General features: G+C 67.0%; 12 protein-coding genes. 6 read left to right on the forward strand and 6 right to left on the reverse strand.

The features are described from left to right. Positions 1-32: 32 nt before the first annotated feature. The 6 genes from AC1VNX_RS13660 to AC1VNX_RS13685 all read left to right on the forward strand — a co-directional run bounded on the left by AC1VNX_RS13660 (position 33) and on the right by AC1VNX_RS13685 (position 9,556). On the forward strand, positions 33-4,709 hold the full coding sequence (locus AC1VNX_RS13660) for an RHS repeat-associated core domain-containing protein (RefSeq protein ID WP_483157168.1): 4,677 nt from the start codon (positions 33-35) through the stop codon (positions 4,707-4,709). Continuing rightward, entirely contained in the window at positions 4,706-5,107 is a 402-nt protein-coding gene (locus tag AC1VNX_RS13665) for a hypothetical protein (RefSeq protein WP_483157169.1), read from the forward strand. Before AC1VNX_RS13660 ends, AC1VNX_RS13665 begins: the two co-directional genes overlap by 4 nt. A gap of 418 nt (positions 5,108-5,525) precedes the next feature. Then, positions 5,526-6,542: a substrate-binding domain-containing protein gene (locus AC1VNX_RS13670; RefSeq protein ID WP_483157170.1), complete on the forward strand. Its 1,017-nt coding sequence runs from the start codon at positions 5,526-5,528 to the stop codon at positions 6,540-6,542. 32 nt (positions 6,543-6,574) lie between these two features. Further along, positions 6,575-7,534, forward strand: a complete 960-nt coding sequence (locus AC1VNX_RS13675; protein ID WP_483157171.1) for an ABC transporter permease — start codon at positions 6,575-6,577, stop codon at positions 7,532-7,534. Further along, entirely contained in the window at positions 7,534-8,334 is an 801-nt protein-coding gene (locus AC1VNX_RS13680; protein WP_483157172.1) for an ATP-binding cassette domain-containing protein, read from the forward strand. The genes AC1VNX_RS13675 and AC1VNX_RS13680 overlap by 1 nt, the downstream gene beginning before the upstream one ends. Further along, positions 8,327-9,556, forward strand: coding sequence for an ROK family transcriptional regulator (locus AC1VNX_RS13685; RefSeq protein ID WP_483157173.1), 1,230 nt, complete (start codon positions 8,327-8,329; stop codon positions 9,554-9,556). The genes AC1VNX_RS13680 and AC1VNX_RS13685 overlap by 8 nt, the downstream gene beginning before the upstream one ends. On the opposite strand, the gene AC1VNX_RS13690 is transcribed toward AC1VNX_RS13685, so the two are convergent. From AC1VNX_RS13690 to AC1VNX_RS13715, 6 genes are all read right to left on the reverse strand, one after another. Further along, on the reverse strand, positions 9,553-9,951 hold the full coding sequence (locus AC1VNX_RS13690; protein ID WP_483157174.1) for a DUF6194 family protein: 399 nt from the start codon (positions 9,949-9,951) through the stop codon (positions 9,553-9,555). The genes AC1VNX_RS13685 and AC1VNX_RS13690 overlap by 4 nt on opposite strands. Before the next feature lie 23 nt (positions 9,952-9,974). Then, positions 9,975-10,994, reverse strand: a complete 1,020-nt coding sequence (locus AC1VNX_RS13695) for a tripartite tricarboxylate transporter substrate-binding protein (protein ID WP_483157175.1) — start codon at positions 10,992-10,994, stop codon at positions 9,975-9,977. 13 nt (positions 10,995-11,007) lie between these two features. Next, entirely contained in the window at positions 11,008-12,432 is a 1,425-nt protein-coding gene (locus AC1VNX_RS13700) for a sensor histidine kinase (protein WP_483157176.1), read from the reverse strand. A gap of 137 nt (positions 12,433-12,569) precedes the next feature. After that, positions 12,570-13,235, reverse strand: coding sequence for a response regulator (locus AC1VNX_RS13705; protein WP_483157177.1), 666 nt, complete (start codon positions 13,233-13,235; stop codon positions 12,570-12,572). A 130-nt stretch (positions 13,236-13,365) separates the two neighbouring features. Then, positions 13,366-14,376, reverse strand: a complete 1,011-nt coding sequence (locus tag AC1VNX_RS13710) for a Bug family tripartite tricarboxylate transporter substrate binding protein (protein WP_483157178.1) — start codon at positions 14,374-14,376, stop codon at positions 13,366-13,368. An 81-nt stretch (positions 14,377-14,457) separates the two neighbouring features. Beyond that, positions 14,458-15,252: an IclR family transcriptional regulator domain-containing protein gene (locus tag AC1VNX_RS13715; RefSeq protein WP_301511666.1), complete on the reverse strand. Its 795-nt coding sequence runs from the start codon at positions 15,250-15,252 to the stop codon at positions 14,458-14,460. Positions 15,253-15,295: the final 43 nt, after the last annotated feature.

A 15,295-nucleotide genomic window follows, 5' to 3' on the forward strand; every position in this document is an offset into this window, starting at 1 on the left:
GCCAGGGTATCAGCCAGAGGCAGGGAGAAAAGATGGCAGGAACAGAAGGCCCGCAACAACAAGGCCAGAAGCCGACCGAGCGCGAACCACAGACGGCGGTAGCGCCACTGAACACGATCGTGAAGGAGGACGTCGCCGCAGCCAGCAAGGCGGTGGACGACTGGCTGCGCTCGTTCAGTGGCGGCTACGTGACGCTGGAGCGGCTGACGATGGTGCTGGGCAGCATTCCGATCGTCGGGAACATCATGGCGCTGGTGGATGTGTTCCTGGACATCATCAACATCGTCGAGAAGAAGGCCAAGGACGGCGTCGACGCGTTTTTGAACTGGGTGAGCCTGGGCATCAACCTGATCGGGCTGATCCCGATACCGCCGAGCATGGCGGCAGCGCGCATGAGCCTGCGGCCGACGCTGCACCTGGTGAGGCAGCAACTAACGACGGCGGCCTCCAACCTGGGCGAGGCCATCGTCACGACGCTGGTGGGTCACCTGAACGCCACCATCATGGGAGAGCTGGACACGTTCATCGACGGAGCCATCGCCAAGCTCGATGGCATCCTGAAGAGCTGCGCGGATCTTGCGGACAAGATCATCGACAACCTGGTGGATATCCTGCGGCGGGTGCTGGGCCAGAAGGATCTGTTCACGGTGGGCACCCCAGCATCACCAGAAACGAAGGTGCACGACCCGAAGACGCAGAGCACGTGGAGCCGGATGTGGGGCGCGGCGGTGCGCTACTCGAAGCAGTCGGCGAACTACGTGGCGAAAGCGGCTGCGAGCCAACTGCCGGACGGCATCGCGAGCAAGGTCGAAGGCGTGATCGCGCAGATGCTGGACTTCAAGCGGGAGCTGCGGGAGCAGTTGTCGCGGCTGGCGGACAAGGAGGCGCAGGCCAGCATCATGTGGCTGCTGCACAAGCTGCGGGATGCGCTGCTGAAGAAGAAAGGCCAGCGCGCGGCGATCGTGGCTCCGCAGGCGGGAGCCAAGGCAGAAAAGGAAAATCCCGGAACGCAGCTCGGTCACATCAACAAGCAAGCCGATGCACAAGGGACCGCAGGCTGCAAGAACTGCCCAGCGCCGGCACGCATCGGCTCTTCCATCAGCCTGAGCACCGGCAACGAAAGCTTCACCCACACCGACTTCGTTCTCGCAGCGCCGCTGCCGATCGAATGGGCGCGCACCTACGCCAGCGACCTGGATTCCTTCGACCGGGGCAGCCTCGGAGCACGCTGGATCACCCCCTACAGCATGCGCGTGGACATCACCACGCCGACACGCGGCGCACGCCAGGGCCAGGCCAGCCTCGTCTACCACGCGGCCGACGGCCGCAGCCACGCGTACCCCGTGCTGGCCGTGGGCCAGGCCTACTTCGACCCGATCGAGGAGGTCCGCGTCTCGCGTCTGAGCGAGAGCCTGCTGGTACTGGACTTCGGCAAGCCGCTGCCCGAAGGCGAGCCCAGCGAGTGGCGCGAGATCTACGAGTACGTCGACAGCAGGCAGCCCCACTTCAGGCTCGTCGCGCAGCAGGCCAGGGACGGCATGTCCATCGGCCTGCGCTACGACCACGTCATTGCAGCAACGGGCGAGCGCGTGCTCAGCGACGTCATCAGCAAGCACGGCGAGGCCGTCATGGCGCACGTGGGCACCAAGCCCGATGCGCAGACCGGGCTCATCCAGTCGCTGTGGGAGCTCAAGGACGGCCAGGTCGTGCGCCAGTTGGCCGCCTATACCCACGATGCCGAGCGCGATCTCATCGCGGCACAGGACGAAGACGGCGCCAGCTGGAGCTACACTTACAGCCACCACCTCGTGACCCGGTACACCGACCGCACCGGCCGGGGCATGAACCTCGAGTACGACGGCACAGGCCCTGACGCCAAGGCCGTGCGCGAGTGGTCCGACGACGGCAGCTTCGCGCTGAAGCTGGAGTGGGACCGCAACATCCGCCTGACCTACGTGACCGATGCGCTGGGCGGGGAGACCTGGCACTACTACGACATCCAGGGCTACACCTACCGCATCATCCATCCGGACGGGCTGCAGGAGTGGTTCTTCCGCGACGACGCGAAGAACATCACGCGCCACGTGCACACCGACGGCACGACCGACGACTACACCTACGACGCCGACGGCAACCTGCAGACGCACACCCGTGCCGATGGAAGCCGGGTGCACTACGAGTACGACAGGCTGCACCGGCTCACGGGCATTCGCGATGCCGAAGGCGGCGTGTGGAAGCGCGACTACGACGCGCAGGGCCATCTCACGGAAGAGATCGATCCGCTGGGGCACAAGACCGAGTACGCCTACGACAAGGCGGGCCGACCCGTGCGAATCACCGATGCCAAGGGCGGCGTCAAGGCGCTCGTCTACTCGCCATCGGGCCAGTTGCTGAGCTACACCGACTGTTCCGCCAAGACCAGCCGCTGGGAATACGACGAGCGCGGCCGCCTGGTCAAGGCCACCGATGCCGCAGACAACGCCACCAGCTATCGCTACGCAGCCGGCCAGCTGGAAGAGATCGAACAGCCCGACAGGACGAGCGAACACTTCGCGCACGACGCCGAAGGCCGCCTGCTTCTGCACACCGACGCACTGGGTCGCGCCACACGCTACAGCTACACGCGCGCCGGCCTGATCTCCGGCCGCACCGATGCCGCTGGCCGCTCGCTCAAGTACCACTGGGACCTGCTGGGTCGCCTGACCGAACTGCACAACGAGAACGGCAGCCGGTACGACTTCCGCTACGACCCCGTAGGCCGACTGCTCGAAGAAACCGGCTTCGACCGCAAGGCCACGCAGTACGTCCACGAAGAAACCACGGGCGTGCTCGCCGAAGTGATCGAGGCGGGCCACCGCACCGAACTCGAATTCGATCCTCTCGGCCGCCTGAGCGAACGCCGCGCCGGCGGGCAGTCCGAACGCTTCGCCTACGACCGCAACGGCCGCCTGCTCGAGGCGACCAACCGCGATGCGCGACTGCAGTGGTTCTACGACCCGGCTGGCAACCTGACCCGCGAACATCACCATTACCTGAAGCGCAGGCGCACGGCAGTCTGGCAACACCGCTACGACGAACTCAACCACCGCATCGCCACCGTGCGGCCCGACGGGCACGTCACCCAGTGGCTGACCTATGGCTCCGGTCACGTGCACGGCCTGATGATCGACGGCCAGGACATCCTGGGCTTCGAGCGCGACGACCTGCACCGCGAGATCGCACGCGAACAAGGCAACGGCCTGAGCCAGCGGCAGAAATACGACCCGGCGGGGCGGCTGCTCGAACAGCACATCTCCCGCACCAGGCCAGGCGCCATCGAATCGACCACCGGCATCCAGCGCCGCTATACCTACGACAAGGCCGGCCAGCTGGTGACCATCGGCGACAGCCGCCGAGGCAGCCTGAACTACCGCTACGACCCCGTGGGCCGCCTGCTCGAAGCCAACAGCCGCGTCGGGCGCGAGATCTTCGCCTTCGACCCCGCAGGCAACATCGTCGATCCGCCCCCGACCAACGAGCCACTGAGGCACCCGGCCGGCAAGCTGCTGGACAACCTGCTGAAGAACTACGCCGGCACCAGCTACCGCTACGACGAACGCGGCAACATGACCGAGCGCGTACGCAACGGCTGGCGCACCGTCTTCGCATGGGACGGCTTCAACCGCATGACAGCGGCGACCGATCACAGCGGCATCACCACCACCTTCAGTTATGACGCGCTGGGGCGGCGTCTATCCAAGAGTTCGGGCGACACCACGACCCTGTTCGGCTGGGACGGCGACGTGCTCGCCTTCGAGAGCACGCAGAGCAGCTCAGCGATCGAGGAGGGCGGCGCGCACGGCTGGAGCGTGCACTACATCCACGAGCCGAACTCGTTCGTGCCCCTGATGCAGGTGCGCCGTGCGAGCGCGATGGCGCTGAGCGAGACGACGGATGCGAAGGCGCTGATGGCGGCTAACGGCGGCGTCTATGACATCGAGCAGGATCCGCTGTGGAACGGTGAGCAGAGGCAGGTGCCGCCGGCGTTTGACAGAAGGGAGATGGCGTTCTATCAGTGCGACCACCTGGGCACGCCGCAGGAGCTGACGGACCACGAAGGCAGTGTGGCTTGGTCGGCGCAGTACAAAGCGTGGGGGGAGGCGCGAGAAGCGATCAGCGAGGCTGGGAGAAGGGCGGGGTTCAGGAATCCGATTCGGTTTCAGGGGCAGTATTGGGATGAAGAGACGGGGCTGCACTACAACCGGTATCGGTATTTCGATCCGCGAATTGGAAGATTTCTAAGTAAAGATCCCGTAGGGCTTGAGGGTGGGATTAATGTCTACAGCTACGCCTCCAACCCTGTTGAATGGGTTGATCCAACGGGGTTGACCAGAAATCCTGGGGGTGAGGGGAGAAAAGTAAAATCAGAAAAGCCCAATCAAAATTCAAAAAAGAAATGTCGAAAGCATTGGGAGGTTGATCGGTTTGATCGGGTTTGTGACGGTCACGTCAGAGGTGTCGGGCATGTTAAATATCTGAGGGATCCGTCAACCGGTCTTTGGTGGTCAAGCGACCAAACAGGACATGGAGGTAGTACGTGGAAGGTTCACGACAAAGACGGCGGGTGGGTTGCCGATGCGGATATTTATGGGGACTATATGAGCAAGCATAAAGGCGCCGCGGGAAAGTCGATCGATTTCAAAGAAATGAATTGCAAGAGCGTAAAATGATTGAGTCCGCAGAAGAATTTGTACGACTTCGAGATAGCGAAGAAAAGGCTGAATACGATAGATCGGCGCTCGAGGAAGCTCCTGTGTCAGTTTGGAGGGATGTTATTTTTCGTTATCCGAGTTATCGAAAATGGGTGGCTCACAATAAAACTATTCCTTTGGAGATTCTTGAGGAATTGTGTCAGTATGAGGCGGATGTGAAAATATTCGTCGCCATGAAAAGGCAGTTGTCCAACGATTTGTTTGTGCGTCTCGCGGCCGACCCAAGTGCAGTAGTTCGGCAGCAGGTGGCTGCAAATAAAAAAGTCCCTTTGGACTTATTGAAGAACTTGAGTTTGGACCTCGATGAAGATGTGGCTCGTGTTGCTAGATTCAATTTAAACGGTCGAAGCAAATAAAATTTGCTACCGAGCGCGACAACGTCGATGCCTACTACATTGGGCAGGATTCGCTGTGGAACGGTGGGCAGAGGGTGGTGCTGCGGTTGCTTGACCAGAATGAGATGGCGTTTGACCAGAGATCACGTTCACACCGCAGGAGCCATGGCAAGCATTGAGAGGGGCGCAGTACAAAGCAGGGCGGAGGCATGTGACAGACGTCCCCCTGCGCAAAACCCTCGTTCATCTGGCCGCAGCCCGAGCCACGGGCTTCGACGCCTCTGCCTCCGCTGTCTTCGGGTTTTCGATAACTAAATCACCTTGATTTAGTCCCTCCGCTGCCCGATAGTCCCCTTGCGCCCGGACGCCCGCTTCCCACCACGCGATCCGGATCCAAAACCGCAGGCGCAAACCAACCGCCCGCCCAAGGAGACAAACCATGCACACCAGCCCCCGCTCCATCCTCGCCCTGGCAGCACTGTCCCTCGCCGCAGTCACCGCGTCGACCGCAACCTTCGCCGCCGATGAACCCATCATCGGCCTCGTCACCAAGACCGAAACCAACCCCTTCTTCGTCAAGATGAAAGAAGGCGCCCAGGAAGAAGCCAAGAAGCAGGGCGCCAAGCTGCTCTCCGGCGCGGGCAAGGCAGACGGCGACAACGCCGGGCAGATCACGGCCATGGAGAACATGATCGCCGCCGGCGCCAAGACCATCCTCATCACGCCGAGCGACGCCAAGGCCATCGTTCCCGCGATCAAGAAGGCGCGCGACAAGGGCGTGATGGTGATCGCGCTCGACAGCCCGGCCGATCCGCCGGATGCGACCGATGCGCTCTTCGCCACCAACAACTACACCGCCGGCGTGCTGATCGGCGAGTACGCCAAGGCCGCGATGGCGGGCAAGCCGGCGAAGATCGTCGCGCTCGACCTGCTGCCGGGCCACCCGGTGGGTGCGCAGCGCCACAACGGCTTCATGAAGGGCTTCGGCCTGCCGGCCAACGACGCGAAGTCGAACGAGCTGTCGAAGGCGCCCGAGATCGTCTGCATGGCCGACAGCTACGGCGACCAGGCCAAGGCGCAGACCGTGATGGAAAACTGCCTGCAGAAGGCGCCCGACGTAAACCTCGTCTACACCATCAACGAGCCCGCCGCGGCCGGTGCATACAACGCGCTCAAGCGTGCCGGCAAGGAGAAGGGCGTGATGATCGTGTCGGTCGACGGCGGCTGCCAGGGCATCAAGGACACCACCGCCGGCATCATCGCCGCGACCTCGCAGCAGTACCCGTTGAAGATGGCCGCCATGGGCGTGGCCGCGGGCGTGGAGTTCGCGAAGACCGGCAAGAAGGCCTCGGGCTACGTGGACACCGGCGTGACGCTGATCGCCGGCAAGCCGGTGGCGGGCGTCGACAGCAAGGACACCAAGACCGGCGCCGAGCTGTGCTGGGGCAAGAAGTAATCCGGGACTCCGAGGCAAGAAAAAGAGAAGCCATGGCTAAGTCTCCAACGCACCACATTCCGTGGGGCGCCCTCGGGCCGTGGCTGGCTCTTCTGGGCGCGTGCATCTTCTTCGCGACCCAGTCCGACCGCTTTCTGACGGGCGGCAACCTCTCGCTGATCCTGCAGCAGGTGATGGTGGTCGGCGTGATCGCCATCGGCCAGACGCTGGTCATCCTCACGGCGGGCATCGACCTGTCGTGCGGCATGGTGATGGCGCTGGGTGGCATCATCATGAGCAAGTTCGCCACCGAGCTCGGCCTGCCGGCGCCGGTGGCCATCCTCTGCGGCATCGGAGTGACGACGCTGTTCGGCCTGCTCAACGGCCTGCTGGTCACGCGCATCAAGCTGCCGCCCTTCATCGTGACGCTGGGCACGCTGAATATCGCCTTCGCGATCACGCAGCTGTACTCGTCTTCGCAGACCATCACCGACCTGCCCGGCGGCCTCACGGGTCTGGGCGCCACCTTCACCATCGGCAGCGCCGAGGTGGCGTGGGGGTCGGTGCTGATGGTCGCGCTCTACTTCCTCGCGTGGTTCGTGCTGCGCGAGACGGCGGCGGGGCGGCATGTCTATGCCGTGGGCAACAACGCCGAGGCGACGCGCCTCGTGGGCATCCCGACCCAGCGCGTGCTGCTGGGTGTGTACGTGATGGCGGGCGTGCTCTATGGCATCGCCTCGCTGCTGTCGGTGGCGCGCACCGGCGTGGGCGACCCGAACGCGGGCCAGACCGAGAACCTCGACGCCATCACGGCCGTGGTGCTCGGCGGCACCAGCCTCTTCGGCGGCCGCGGCATCGTGCTGGGCTCGCTGATCGGCGTGCTGATCGTGGGCGTGTTCCGCAACGGGCTCACGCTGATGGGCGTGTCGTCCATCTACCAGGTGCTGGTGACGGGCATTCTCGTGATCCTGGCCGTGACGGCCGATCAACTCTCGCGCAAAGGGTCCCGCTGATGACCGCCGCTGCAAACCCCCGCAAGATCGTGATGCAGGCCAAGGGCCTGGTGAAGCGCTACGGACAGGTCACCGCGCTGGCCGGTGTCGATTTCGAACTGCGCGAAGGAGAAATCCTCGCGGTGATCGGCGACAACGGCGCGGGCAAGTCCTCGCTCATCAAGGCGCTGTCGGGCGCGATCGTGCCCGACGAGGGGCAGATCCTGCTCGACGGCGAGCCGGTGCACTTCCGCAACCCGCTGGAGGCGCGCCGCGCCGGCATCGAGACGGTCTATCAAGACCTGGCCGTGGCGCCCGCCATGACCATCTACGAGAACCTGTTCCTCGGCCGCGAGTTGCGCCGCCCCGGCTTCATGGGCAACGTGCTGCGCATGCTCGACAAGAAGAAGATGCTGAGCGAAAGCACCGCCCGCATGGCCGACCTGAAGGTCGGCATCCAGTCTATGACGCAGGCGGTCGAAACGCTCTCGGGCGGCCAGCGCCAGTGCGTGGCGGTGGCGCGCAGCGCCGCCTTCGCGCGGCACGTGGTCATCATGGACGAGCCCACCGCCGCGCTCGGCGTGAAGGAGGGCAACATGGTGCTGGAGCTGATCCGCCGCGTGCGCGATCGCGGCCTGCCCGTGGTGCTCATCAGCCACAACATGCCGCACGTGTTCGAGGTGGCCGACCGCATCCACGTGGCCCGCCTCGGCCGCCGCGCGGCCGTGCTCGATCCGAAGAAGATCAGCATGAGCGACACCGTCGCCGTGATGACCGGCGCCATGCCGGCCGACCAGTTGCCCGCGGAGGCGCATGCCTGATGCGCACGCACCCGCTGCTGCGCGCACCCCCGACCTGCTGCGGCCCCGCGGCTCCAACCAGGTCGGCATGCGCCAGTTCAACGAGCGCACGGTGCTGCAGGCGCTGCGCGTTCACGGCAGCCTGCCCAAGGCCGACCTGGCCCGGCTGACGGGGCTCAGCGCGCAGACCATCGGGCTCATCACCGCGCGGCTGGAGGAAGACGGGCTCATCGTCAAGCAAAGCCGTGTGCGCGGCCGCATCGGCCAGCCTTCGGTGCCGCTGGCGCTCAACCCCGACGGCGCCTTCGCCATCGGCATCAAGGTGGGCCGGCGCGGCGCCGAATGGCTCCTGATCGACTTCACCACGCAGGTGCGCGAGCGCCACGCCATCGGCTACGACTTTCCCGATGCCGACGAGCTGCTGCCCGCCATCGCACAGCACATCCACCGGTTGCGCGACGGGCTGGGTCCGCTCGCCGCTCGCAACGTCGGCGTTGGGCTGGCCGCGCCGTTCCTGCTCGGCGGCTGGCACCGCACGCTAGGGCTGTCGAAGGCGCAGTCCGATCTCTGGAACCAGATGGATCTGGCCGCCGAGGTGCGTGCACGCTGCGACGTGCCGGTGAGCTTCGCGCGCGACACCGTGGCCGCCTGCGTGGCCGAACTGGTTGGCGGGCGCGGGCACGACCTCAAGAGCTTTCTCTACATCTTCGTCGACACCTTCGTGGGTGGCGGGCTGGTCATCAACTCGCACCTGCACACCGGCGCGCATGGCAACGCAGGTGCGTTGGCGTCGCTGCCGATGCAGCCGCCGGGCAGCCGCGGCGCGCTGCCGCCGCAACTGGTCGCGCAAGCCTCGCTGTGGGAGCTGGAGCAGCGCCTGACCGGCGAAGGCCTGGACCCGATGGCTGCCTACGACGACCGCGCGCTGCAGCCGCCTTTTGCTCGCGCGACGACGGCCTGGCTGGCGAGCGCATCGCAGGCGCTGGCGCATGCCATCGTCTGCGGCACCGCCATGCTCGATCTGTCCGACGTGGTGGTGGATGGCTCCATGTCACGCCCGCTGCTGCAGGCGCTGCTCGACCAGACCCGCGACGCGCTGGACCACTGCAACTGGGAAGGCCTCTGGCAGCCGCAGCTGCATGGCGGCAAGGCCGGCGCCCAAGCTTGCGCGCTAGGTGGCGCGATGCTGCCGCTGCACGCCAACTTCGCGCCGGACCACGACGTGTTCCTGAAGGCGGCCTAACCCGCTCGGCGCGATCGCGCGAGGCTCAGCGCCTCGGCGATCAGCGGCTTCACGGTCTCGAAGGTCTTCGCGCTCGGGTTGATCACGCTGACCCAGTACATCTTCGCGTACAGCGGATGCGGCATCAGCGTGTCGAGCGCGCCGTGGTCGGGCGCGGCCGTCTCCTCGCCGAACAGCGCGCGGAAAGTCTCCTTGCCCACGCCGATGTTCAGCCGGAACACGCCCGCGCGGTCCAGCTTCGAGGCGTTGTCGAACTCGTTGTCCTTCGTCACGATGGTCGCGAAAGGGAATTTGTTGTCCCCGTCGTGGAAGAAGAAGGTGTTGTCGTCGGCGATCTGGAAATGGCCGCCGGCCAGCATGTCGATGATGTGTTGGGTGATCGCGTCTTCGGTCATGGCCGCGATCTTGCCTGTATTCCTCAGGAGGAGGGCCAGCGCCGCAGCCCCAATTCGCCCGCCAGCCGCTGGTAGGCCTTGATCTGCGCCTGCACGTAATCGTCCAGCGCGGTGCCGGTGAGGGCGAAAGGGTAGAGCCCGTGCTGCTCGCGCAGCGCCGCATAGCCGGGCGCAGCGCTCGCTTCGCGGAACGCGTTGGCCCAGGCGCGCACGGCGGCTTCGGGCACATCGGCACTCAGGTACAGGCCCCGCACCGTCGGCCACACCAGCTCCACGCCTTGCTCGCGCGCGGTCGGCACGCCGGTGAGGGCGCCGCCCAAACGGCTCTCCGACAGCACCGCGAGCAGGCGCACGGCCGCTCCGCCCGCGATGGCCTGCAGCGCCTCGGCCGCGTCGCCCGGAAACGCATCGACATGGCGGCCCTGCAGTGCGCTCAATGCATCGCCGCCGCCCTCGAAGGAGACGAAGCGCATCGCCTTGTGGTCGCGCCCCGCGGCCCGCACCAGCAGCGCGGCCTTCACCCAGTCCTGGCTGCCCACGGTGCCGCCCGCGCCGAAGGCGATGCGCGACGGGTCCTGCCGCAGCGCGGCGACAAGATCCTGAAGGCGCTTGTAAGGCGAATCGCGGTGCACCGCGATCACGCCGTAGTCGGTGCCCAACGTGGCGATCCAGCGCACGGCCGAGGGCGAGTGCGGCCCGAAGCGCCCCTGCGCGAGGTTGAGCAGCGAGCCGCTCGAGAATGCCACCAGCGTGCCCGGCCCGCCGAGCTTGCCGGTGGCGATGCGGTCGAAGGCCACGGCGCCGATGCCGCCCGGCAGGTAGCGCTGGGTGAGCGGCGGGCGCGCGGGCCGCACGGCCTGCAGCGCGTCGCGGGCGAGGGCGCAGGTCAGGGCGAAGCCGCCGCCGGCCTTGGCAGGGATCACGCAGTCGGCCGCTTCTTCGGAAGGATCGCCCGCGGCCATCGCGCGCATGCCGAACGACGGCGCGAGCAGCGCGCACAGCGCGCGCAATGCGTGGCGTCGATTGGAGGCAGAGGAGGGCATGGCGGCGGGCCTGTCAGTCGGAGGCCGGGGCCGAGGAAGCGCGCGGCCACCAGATGATCGCATGCAGCCCCGGACCGGCTTCGCGTGCTTCGAGCCGCAGTTCGCCCCGATGCCGCTGCGCGATGGAGCGCGCAATGGCCAGCCCGAGCCCGAAGCCGCCCTTGCCCGCACGCGCGCTGCGGCGGAAACGCTGGCCCAGCGCGGCGCGTTCCTCTTCGTCGATGCCGGGGCCGTTGTCCTCGACGTTGAGGCTCCAGCCCGCCGCGTCGCCGGCAGCGAAGAGCGTGACCGTGCCTTCGGCCGGCGTGTAGGCGATGGCGTTGCTCACCAGGTTCCCCAGCGCCTCGCGCATCAGCCCGCGATCGGCCACGGCGGGGAATTCGGGCGTTGGCGAATGGATGCCCAGGTCGATGCGCTTTGCGCGCGCCAGCGGCAGCAGGTCGACCGCCACTTCGCGCAGCAGCGCCGCAAGGTCGAATTCGGCGGGCTCCACCGATACCGTGTCGCTGCGGCCGAGCGCCAGCAGCTGCTGTGCGCTGCGCGTGGCGCGGCCGATCTCGGTGCCGAGCGCGTCGAGCGCCACCTGCACCTGCGCCGGGTCTTCCTCGCGCCGCGCGTAGTCGGCCTGCATCTGCAGCGTGGTCAGGTGCGTGCGCAGCTGGTGCGAGGCGTCGTCAAGGAACTGGCGCTGCTGCGAAACCAGCTCCTGCGTGCGCGACATCTGCTGGTTGACTGCCGCCACCAGCGGCTGCACTTCGGCGGGCAGGTCGGTCTCGGCAATGCGCGTGAGGTCGTCGCTCGTGCGCGCGCCCACCTCGCGAGCCAGCCGCGAGAGCGGCCGCAGCGCCGCCGCGAGCGCGATGGCGGTGCCGCACAGCAGCATCGCCAGCACCAGCCCGTCGCGCAGCGCCGCACTGCGCACGAAGCGCGCGCTGAACTCCTGCCGCGAGCGCGTGCTCTCACCCACCTGGATCAGCACGCTGCGCCCGGTGCTGCCGGCCGGCGTGCGGTCGAGGTCGCGGCGGTAGGCCGCGAGCCGCACCGCCTCGCCAAAATAGGTGGCGTCGTAGAAGGCCGGCACGCCCATCTTCAGCTCGGCGGGCGGGGCGGGCAGGTCGGCGCTGCCGAGCTCGACCAGCCCGTCGGAGGTCGAGACCCGGAAGAACACCTGCCCGCTCGCCGTCAGCTCGAAGAACTCGAACATCGTGTACGGCAGCTCGACCGAGAGGCCGCCCGAGGCGGTCGAAATGTTGGCGTCGATGGACTTGAGCGCGCCCAGCAGCGAGCGGTCGTAGGCCGCGTTGGCGGCGGCCAGCGCGTCGTGCCGCGTCATCCACAGCTCCAGCGCGGTCACCACCAGCAGGGCCGGAAAGAGCAGCAGCGCGAGCCGCTGCCACAGGCTCGCGCGCCGCAGGCGGTCCGTGATATTCAGCGACATACCCACGATGCACGAAATCCAGACGGCCTCTTCGTGGGACACCGCGGAACCGGCTCCGCCGGGCCGCAGGTGTCGCCCCCGGCGAGAGGGGAGAAGAAGCGACACGAAGTGCGCGAAGCCTGGGGGAGTGCTCTCATCTAGTCCGACTCGAGCACATAGCCCAGCCCGCGCAGCGTGACGATGCGCACGCCGCTGCCATCCAGCCGCTTGCGCAGCCGGTAGACGAAGACTTCCACCGCCTCGGGGTGCACTTCTTCATCGTCGGAGAACACGCGCTCCAGGATCTGCTGCTTCGACAGCGGCTCCCCGCTGCGCTGCACCAGCACCCGCAGCACCGCCAGCTCGCGTGGAGAGAGCGCCAGCGCCTCGCCGTCGAGCGTGAAGTGCCGCCGCGCGCCGTCGTACACCAGCGGGCCGCAGGCCTGGCGCGGATGCTCCACGCCGCGCGCGCGGCGCACCAGCGCATGCAGCCGCGCCTCGAGCTCTGCCAGCGCGAAAGGCTTGGCGAGGAAGTCGTCGGCGCCTGCGTTGAGCGAGGCCACGCGCTCGTTCACCGAGTCGCGCGCCGTCAGGATCAGCGCCGGCAGCCGCTGGTCGCGTTCGCGCAACCGCTGCAGCACCGTGTGCCCGTCGAGCCCGGGCAGGCCCAGGTCGAGCACCAGCGCGTCATGGTCGCGCTGCTGCAGCGCCCGGTCGGCCAGCCGCCCGTCGTCCACCCATTCGACCTGGATGCCCGCGTGCTCCAGCGCCTTGCACAGCCAGGTGCCCAGGGTGTGTTCGTCTTCGGCAAGAAGAATGCGCATCGACCGATCCTAGTGGCGCCGGGTCTTTTCGCGAAACACCGCGGAACCGGCTTTGCCGGGCCGCAGGTGTTGCCCCCTGCAAGGGGGTGGCATAGCGACACGAAGTTCGCGAAGCCTGGGGGTTTGCCAATCAGTCAGGCTTGATGTTTGCCCTTGCGATGACCTTCTGCCAGCGTGCCTGCTCGGAAGCGATGAACTGCGCGAACTGCTCCGGCGTGCCGCCGATGGCTTCGGCCGCGTCGTTAGTCAGCCGCTGCATCGAGTCGGGCGACTTCACCGCCTTCATCGTCTCGGCCGAGAGCTTGGCCATCTGCGCGGGCGTGATGTTGGCGGGCGCGAGCATGCCGTACCACTGCGTCATCTCGAAGCCCGGGAAGCCCTGTTCGGCCACGGTCGGCACGTCGGGCAGCTGCGGCAGGCGCTTGGCCGAGCCGGTCGCGATGCAGCGCACCTTGCCCGCCTTGATGAACTGGAGGACCGCCGCAGCGCCGATGGCCGATGCGTCGAGGCGGCCCGAGAGCAGGTCGGTCACCATCGGGCCGGTGCCGCGGTAGGGCACGTGCAGCATGAACACGTCGGCCGTCATCTTCAGGTACTCGAAGGCCAGGTGCCCCGCGCTGCCGTTGCCCGCCGAGCCGTAGCTGAGCTTGCCCGGCTTCGACTTGGCGTAGGCGATGAATTCCTTGAGGTTCTTCGCCGGCACGTCGGGGTGCACCACGTAGAGGCTGGGCACCTTGGCCAGCAGGCTCACGGGCTTGAAGTCCTTGTTCGCGTCGTAGGGCAGCTTGGCGAAGATGTACGGATTGACCGCCAGCGTGCCGATGTGGCCCAGGATGATCGTGTGCTGGTCGGTGGCGCGCGCCACCTCGCCCATCGCGATGTTGCCGGCCGCGCCCGGCTTGTTGTCGACGAACACGCTCTGGCCGATGGTGCGCGAGAGTTCCGCTGCGGTCGAGCGCGCGACGATCTCCGAACTGCCGCCGGGGGCGAAGGGCACGACGAAGCGGATCGACTTGCTGGGCCACGCGTCTTCGGCGGAAGCCAGTGAGGGGAGCAGGCCGCCGAGGGCCATGGCGCCGCCGGCTTGCAGGAGGCCGCGGCGGTTCAGGCGGGCGTGGTCGGGCGGAAAGAGGTTGGGCATGGGTTGTCTCCAGCGCTTCTTGGATTGAAAGCGCGCATCGTGCCCGGCGGATGCTGTCGGAATGCTGTCAGTCGCTCGACGTCAGATCAGGTTGCGCATCGCCTGCGCCGTCTCCCGCAGCACCGGCAGCACCCGCGCCACCGCGTCCTCCGAGCTCTCGTGCCCCATCGGCATGGTGATGTTCAGCGCCCCGACCAGCGTGCCGTGGCGGTCGCGCAAGGGCACCGCGATGCCGCGCGAGTTCAGGTCGAGCTGCTGTTCGGAAAGGGCCCAGCCCTGGGCGCGGATGCGGGCGAGTTCGAGCTTCATGCGCTCCATGCTCGCGATGGTGTGCGAGGTGAACACGGTGAGCTGGCGCGTCGTGAGCCATTCGTCCAGCTCGGCGTCGCTGCGCAGGGCCAGCATCAGCATGCCCGAGGCCGTGACCTGCGCCGGCACGCGCGCGCCGAGGACGTAGCCGGTGCTCATGCTGCGGTTGGGGCCGTTGCGGGCGATGTAGACCACCTCGTCGCCGTCCATCACGCTGAGGTAGGCGATCTCGTTGGTGCCGGCGGCCACCCGCTGCAGGAAGGGCTGCACCACGCGGGGCAGGCGGGCCGATTCCAGGTACGACTGGCCCAGGCGCAGCACGCGCGGCGTGAGCCAGAAGAGCTTGCCGTCGCTGGCCACGTAGCCCATGTGCTGCAGGGTCAGAAGGTAGCGCCGCGCGGCGGTGCGGGTCATGTTCGTGCGCTGGCCGGCCTGGCTGGCGGTGAGGCGTGGGTTGGCGTCGTCGAAGGCTTCGATGATGCTCACGCCGCGCTCCAGGCCGGCGATCCAGTCGCGCTTGTCCAGGCCGGGCGGCGGTGCCGGGTCGTGATTGCTGTCCTTGCTCATGGGCGGAAGTGTGATCTGGGTAGAAGGGTTCGAGTTTGCAATT

The sequence above is a fragment of the Variovorax sp. TLI9-5A genome, from assembly GCF_056867935.1.

Excerpts from the sequence above, each read along its gene's own strand:
- AC1VNX_RS13660 (WP_483157168.1), top strand. The coding sequence starts at position 33 with ATGGCAGGAACAGAAGGCCCGCAACAACAAGGCCAGAAGCCGACCGAG.
- AC1VNX_RS13665 (WP_483157169.1), top strand. The coding sequence starts at position 4,706 with ATGATTGAGTCCGCAGAAGAATTTGTACGACTTCGAGATAGCGAAGAA.
- AC1VNX_RS13670 (WP_483157170.1), top strand. The coding sequence starts at position 5,526 with ATGCACACCAGCCCCCGCTCCATCCTCGCCCTGGCAGCACTGTCCCTC.
- AC1VNX_RS13675 (WP_483157171.1), top strand. The coding sequence starts at position 6,575 with ATGGCTAAGTCTCCAACGCACCACATTCCGTGGGGCGCCCTCGGGCCG.
- AC1VNX_RS13680 (WP_483157172.1), top strand. The coding sequence starts at position 7,534 with ATGACCGCCGCTGCAAACCCCCGCAAGATCGTGATGCAGGCCAAGGGC.
- AC1VNX_RS13685 (WP_483157173.1), top strand. The coding sequence starts at position 8,327 with ATGCCTGATGCGCACGCACCCGCTGCTGCGCGCACCCCCGACCTGCTG.
- AC1VNX_RS13690 (WP_483157174.1), bottom strand. The coding sequence starts at position 9,951 with ATGACCGAAGACGCGATCACCCAACACATCATCGACATGCTGGCCGGC.
- AC1VNX_RS13695 (WP_483157175.1), bottom strand. The coding sequence starts at position 10,994 with ATGCCCTCCTCTGCCTCCAATCGACGCCACGCATTGCGCGCGCTGTGC.
- AC1VNX_RS13700 (WP_483157176.1), bottom strand. The coding sequence starts at position 12,432 with ATGTCGCTGAATATCACGGACCGCCTGCGGCGCGCGAGCCTGTGGCAG.
- AC1VNX_RS13705 (WP_483157177.1), bottom strand. The coding sequence starts at position 13,235 with ATGCGCATTCTTCTTGCCGAAGACGAACACACCCTGGGCACCTGGCTG.
- AC1VNX_RS13710 (WP_483157178.1), bottom strand. The coding sequence starts at position 14,376 with ATGCCCAACCTCTTTCCGCCCGACCACGCCCGCCTGAACCGCCGCGGC.
- AC1VNX_RS13715 (WP_301511666.1), bottom strand. The coding sequence starts at position 15,252 with ATGAGCAAGGACAGCAATCACGACCCGGCACCGCCGCCCGGCCTGGAC.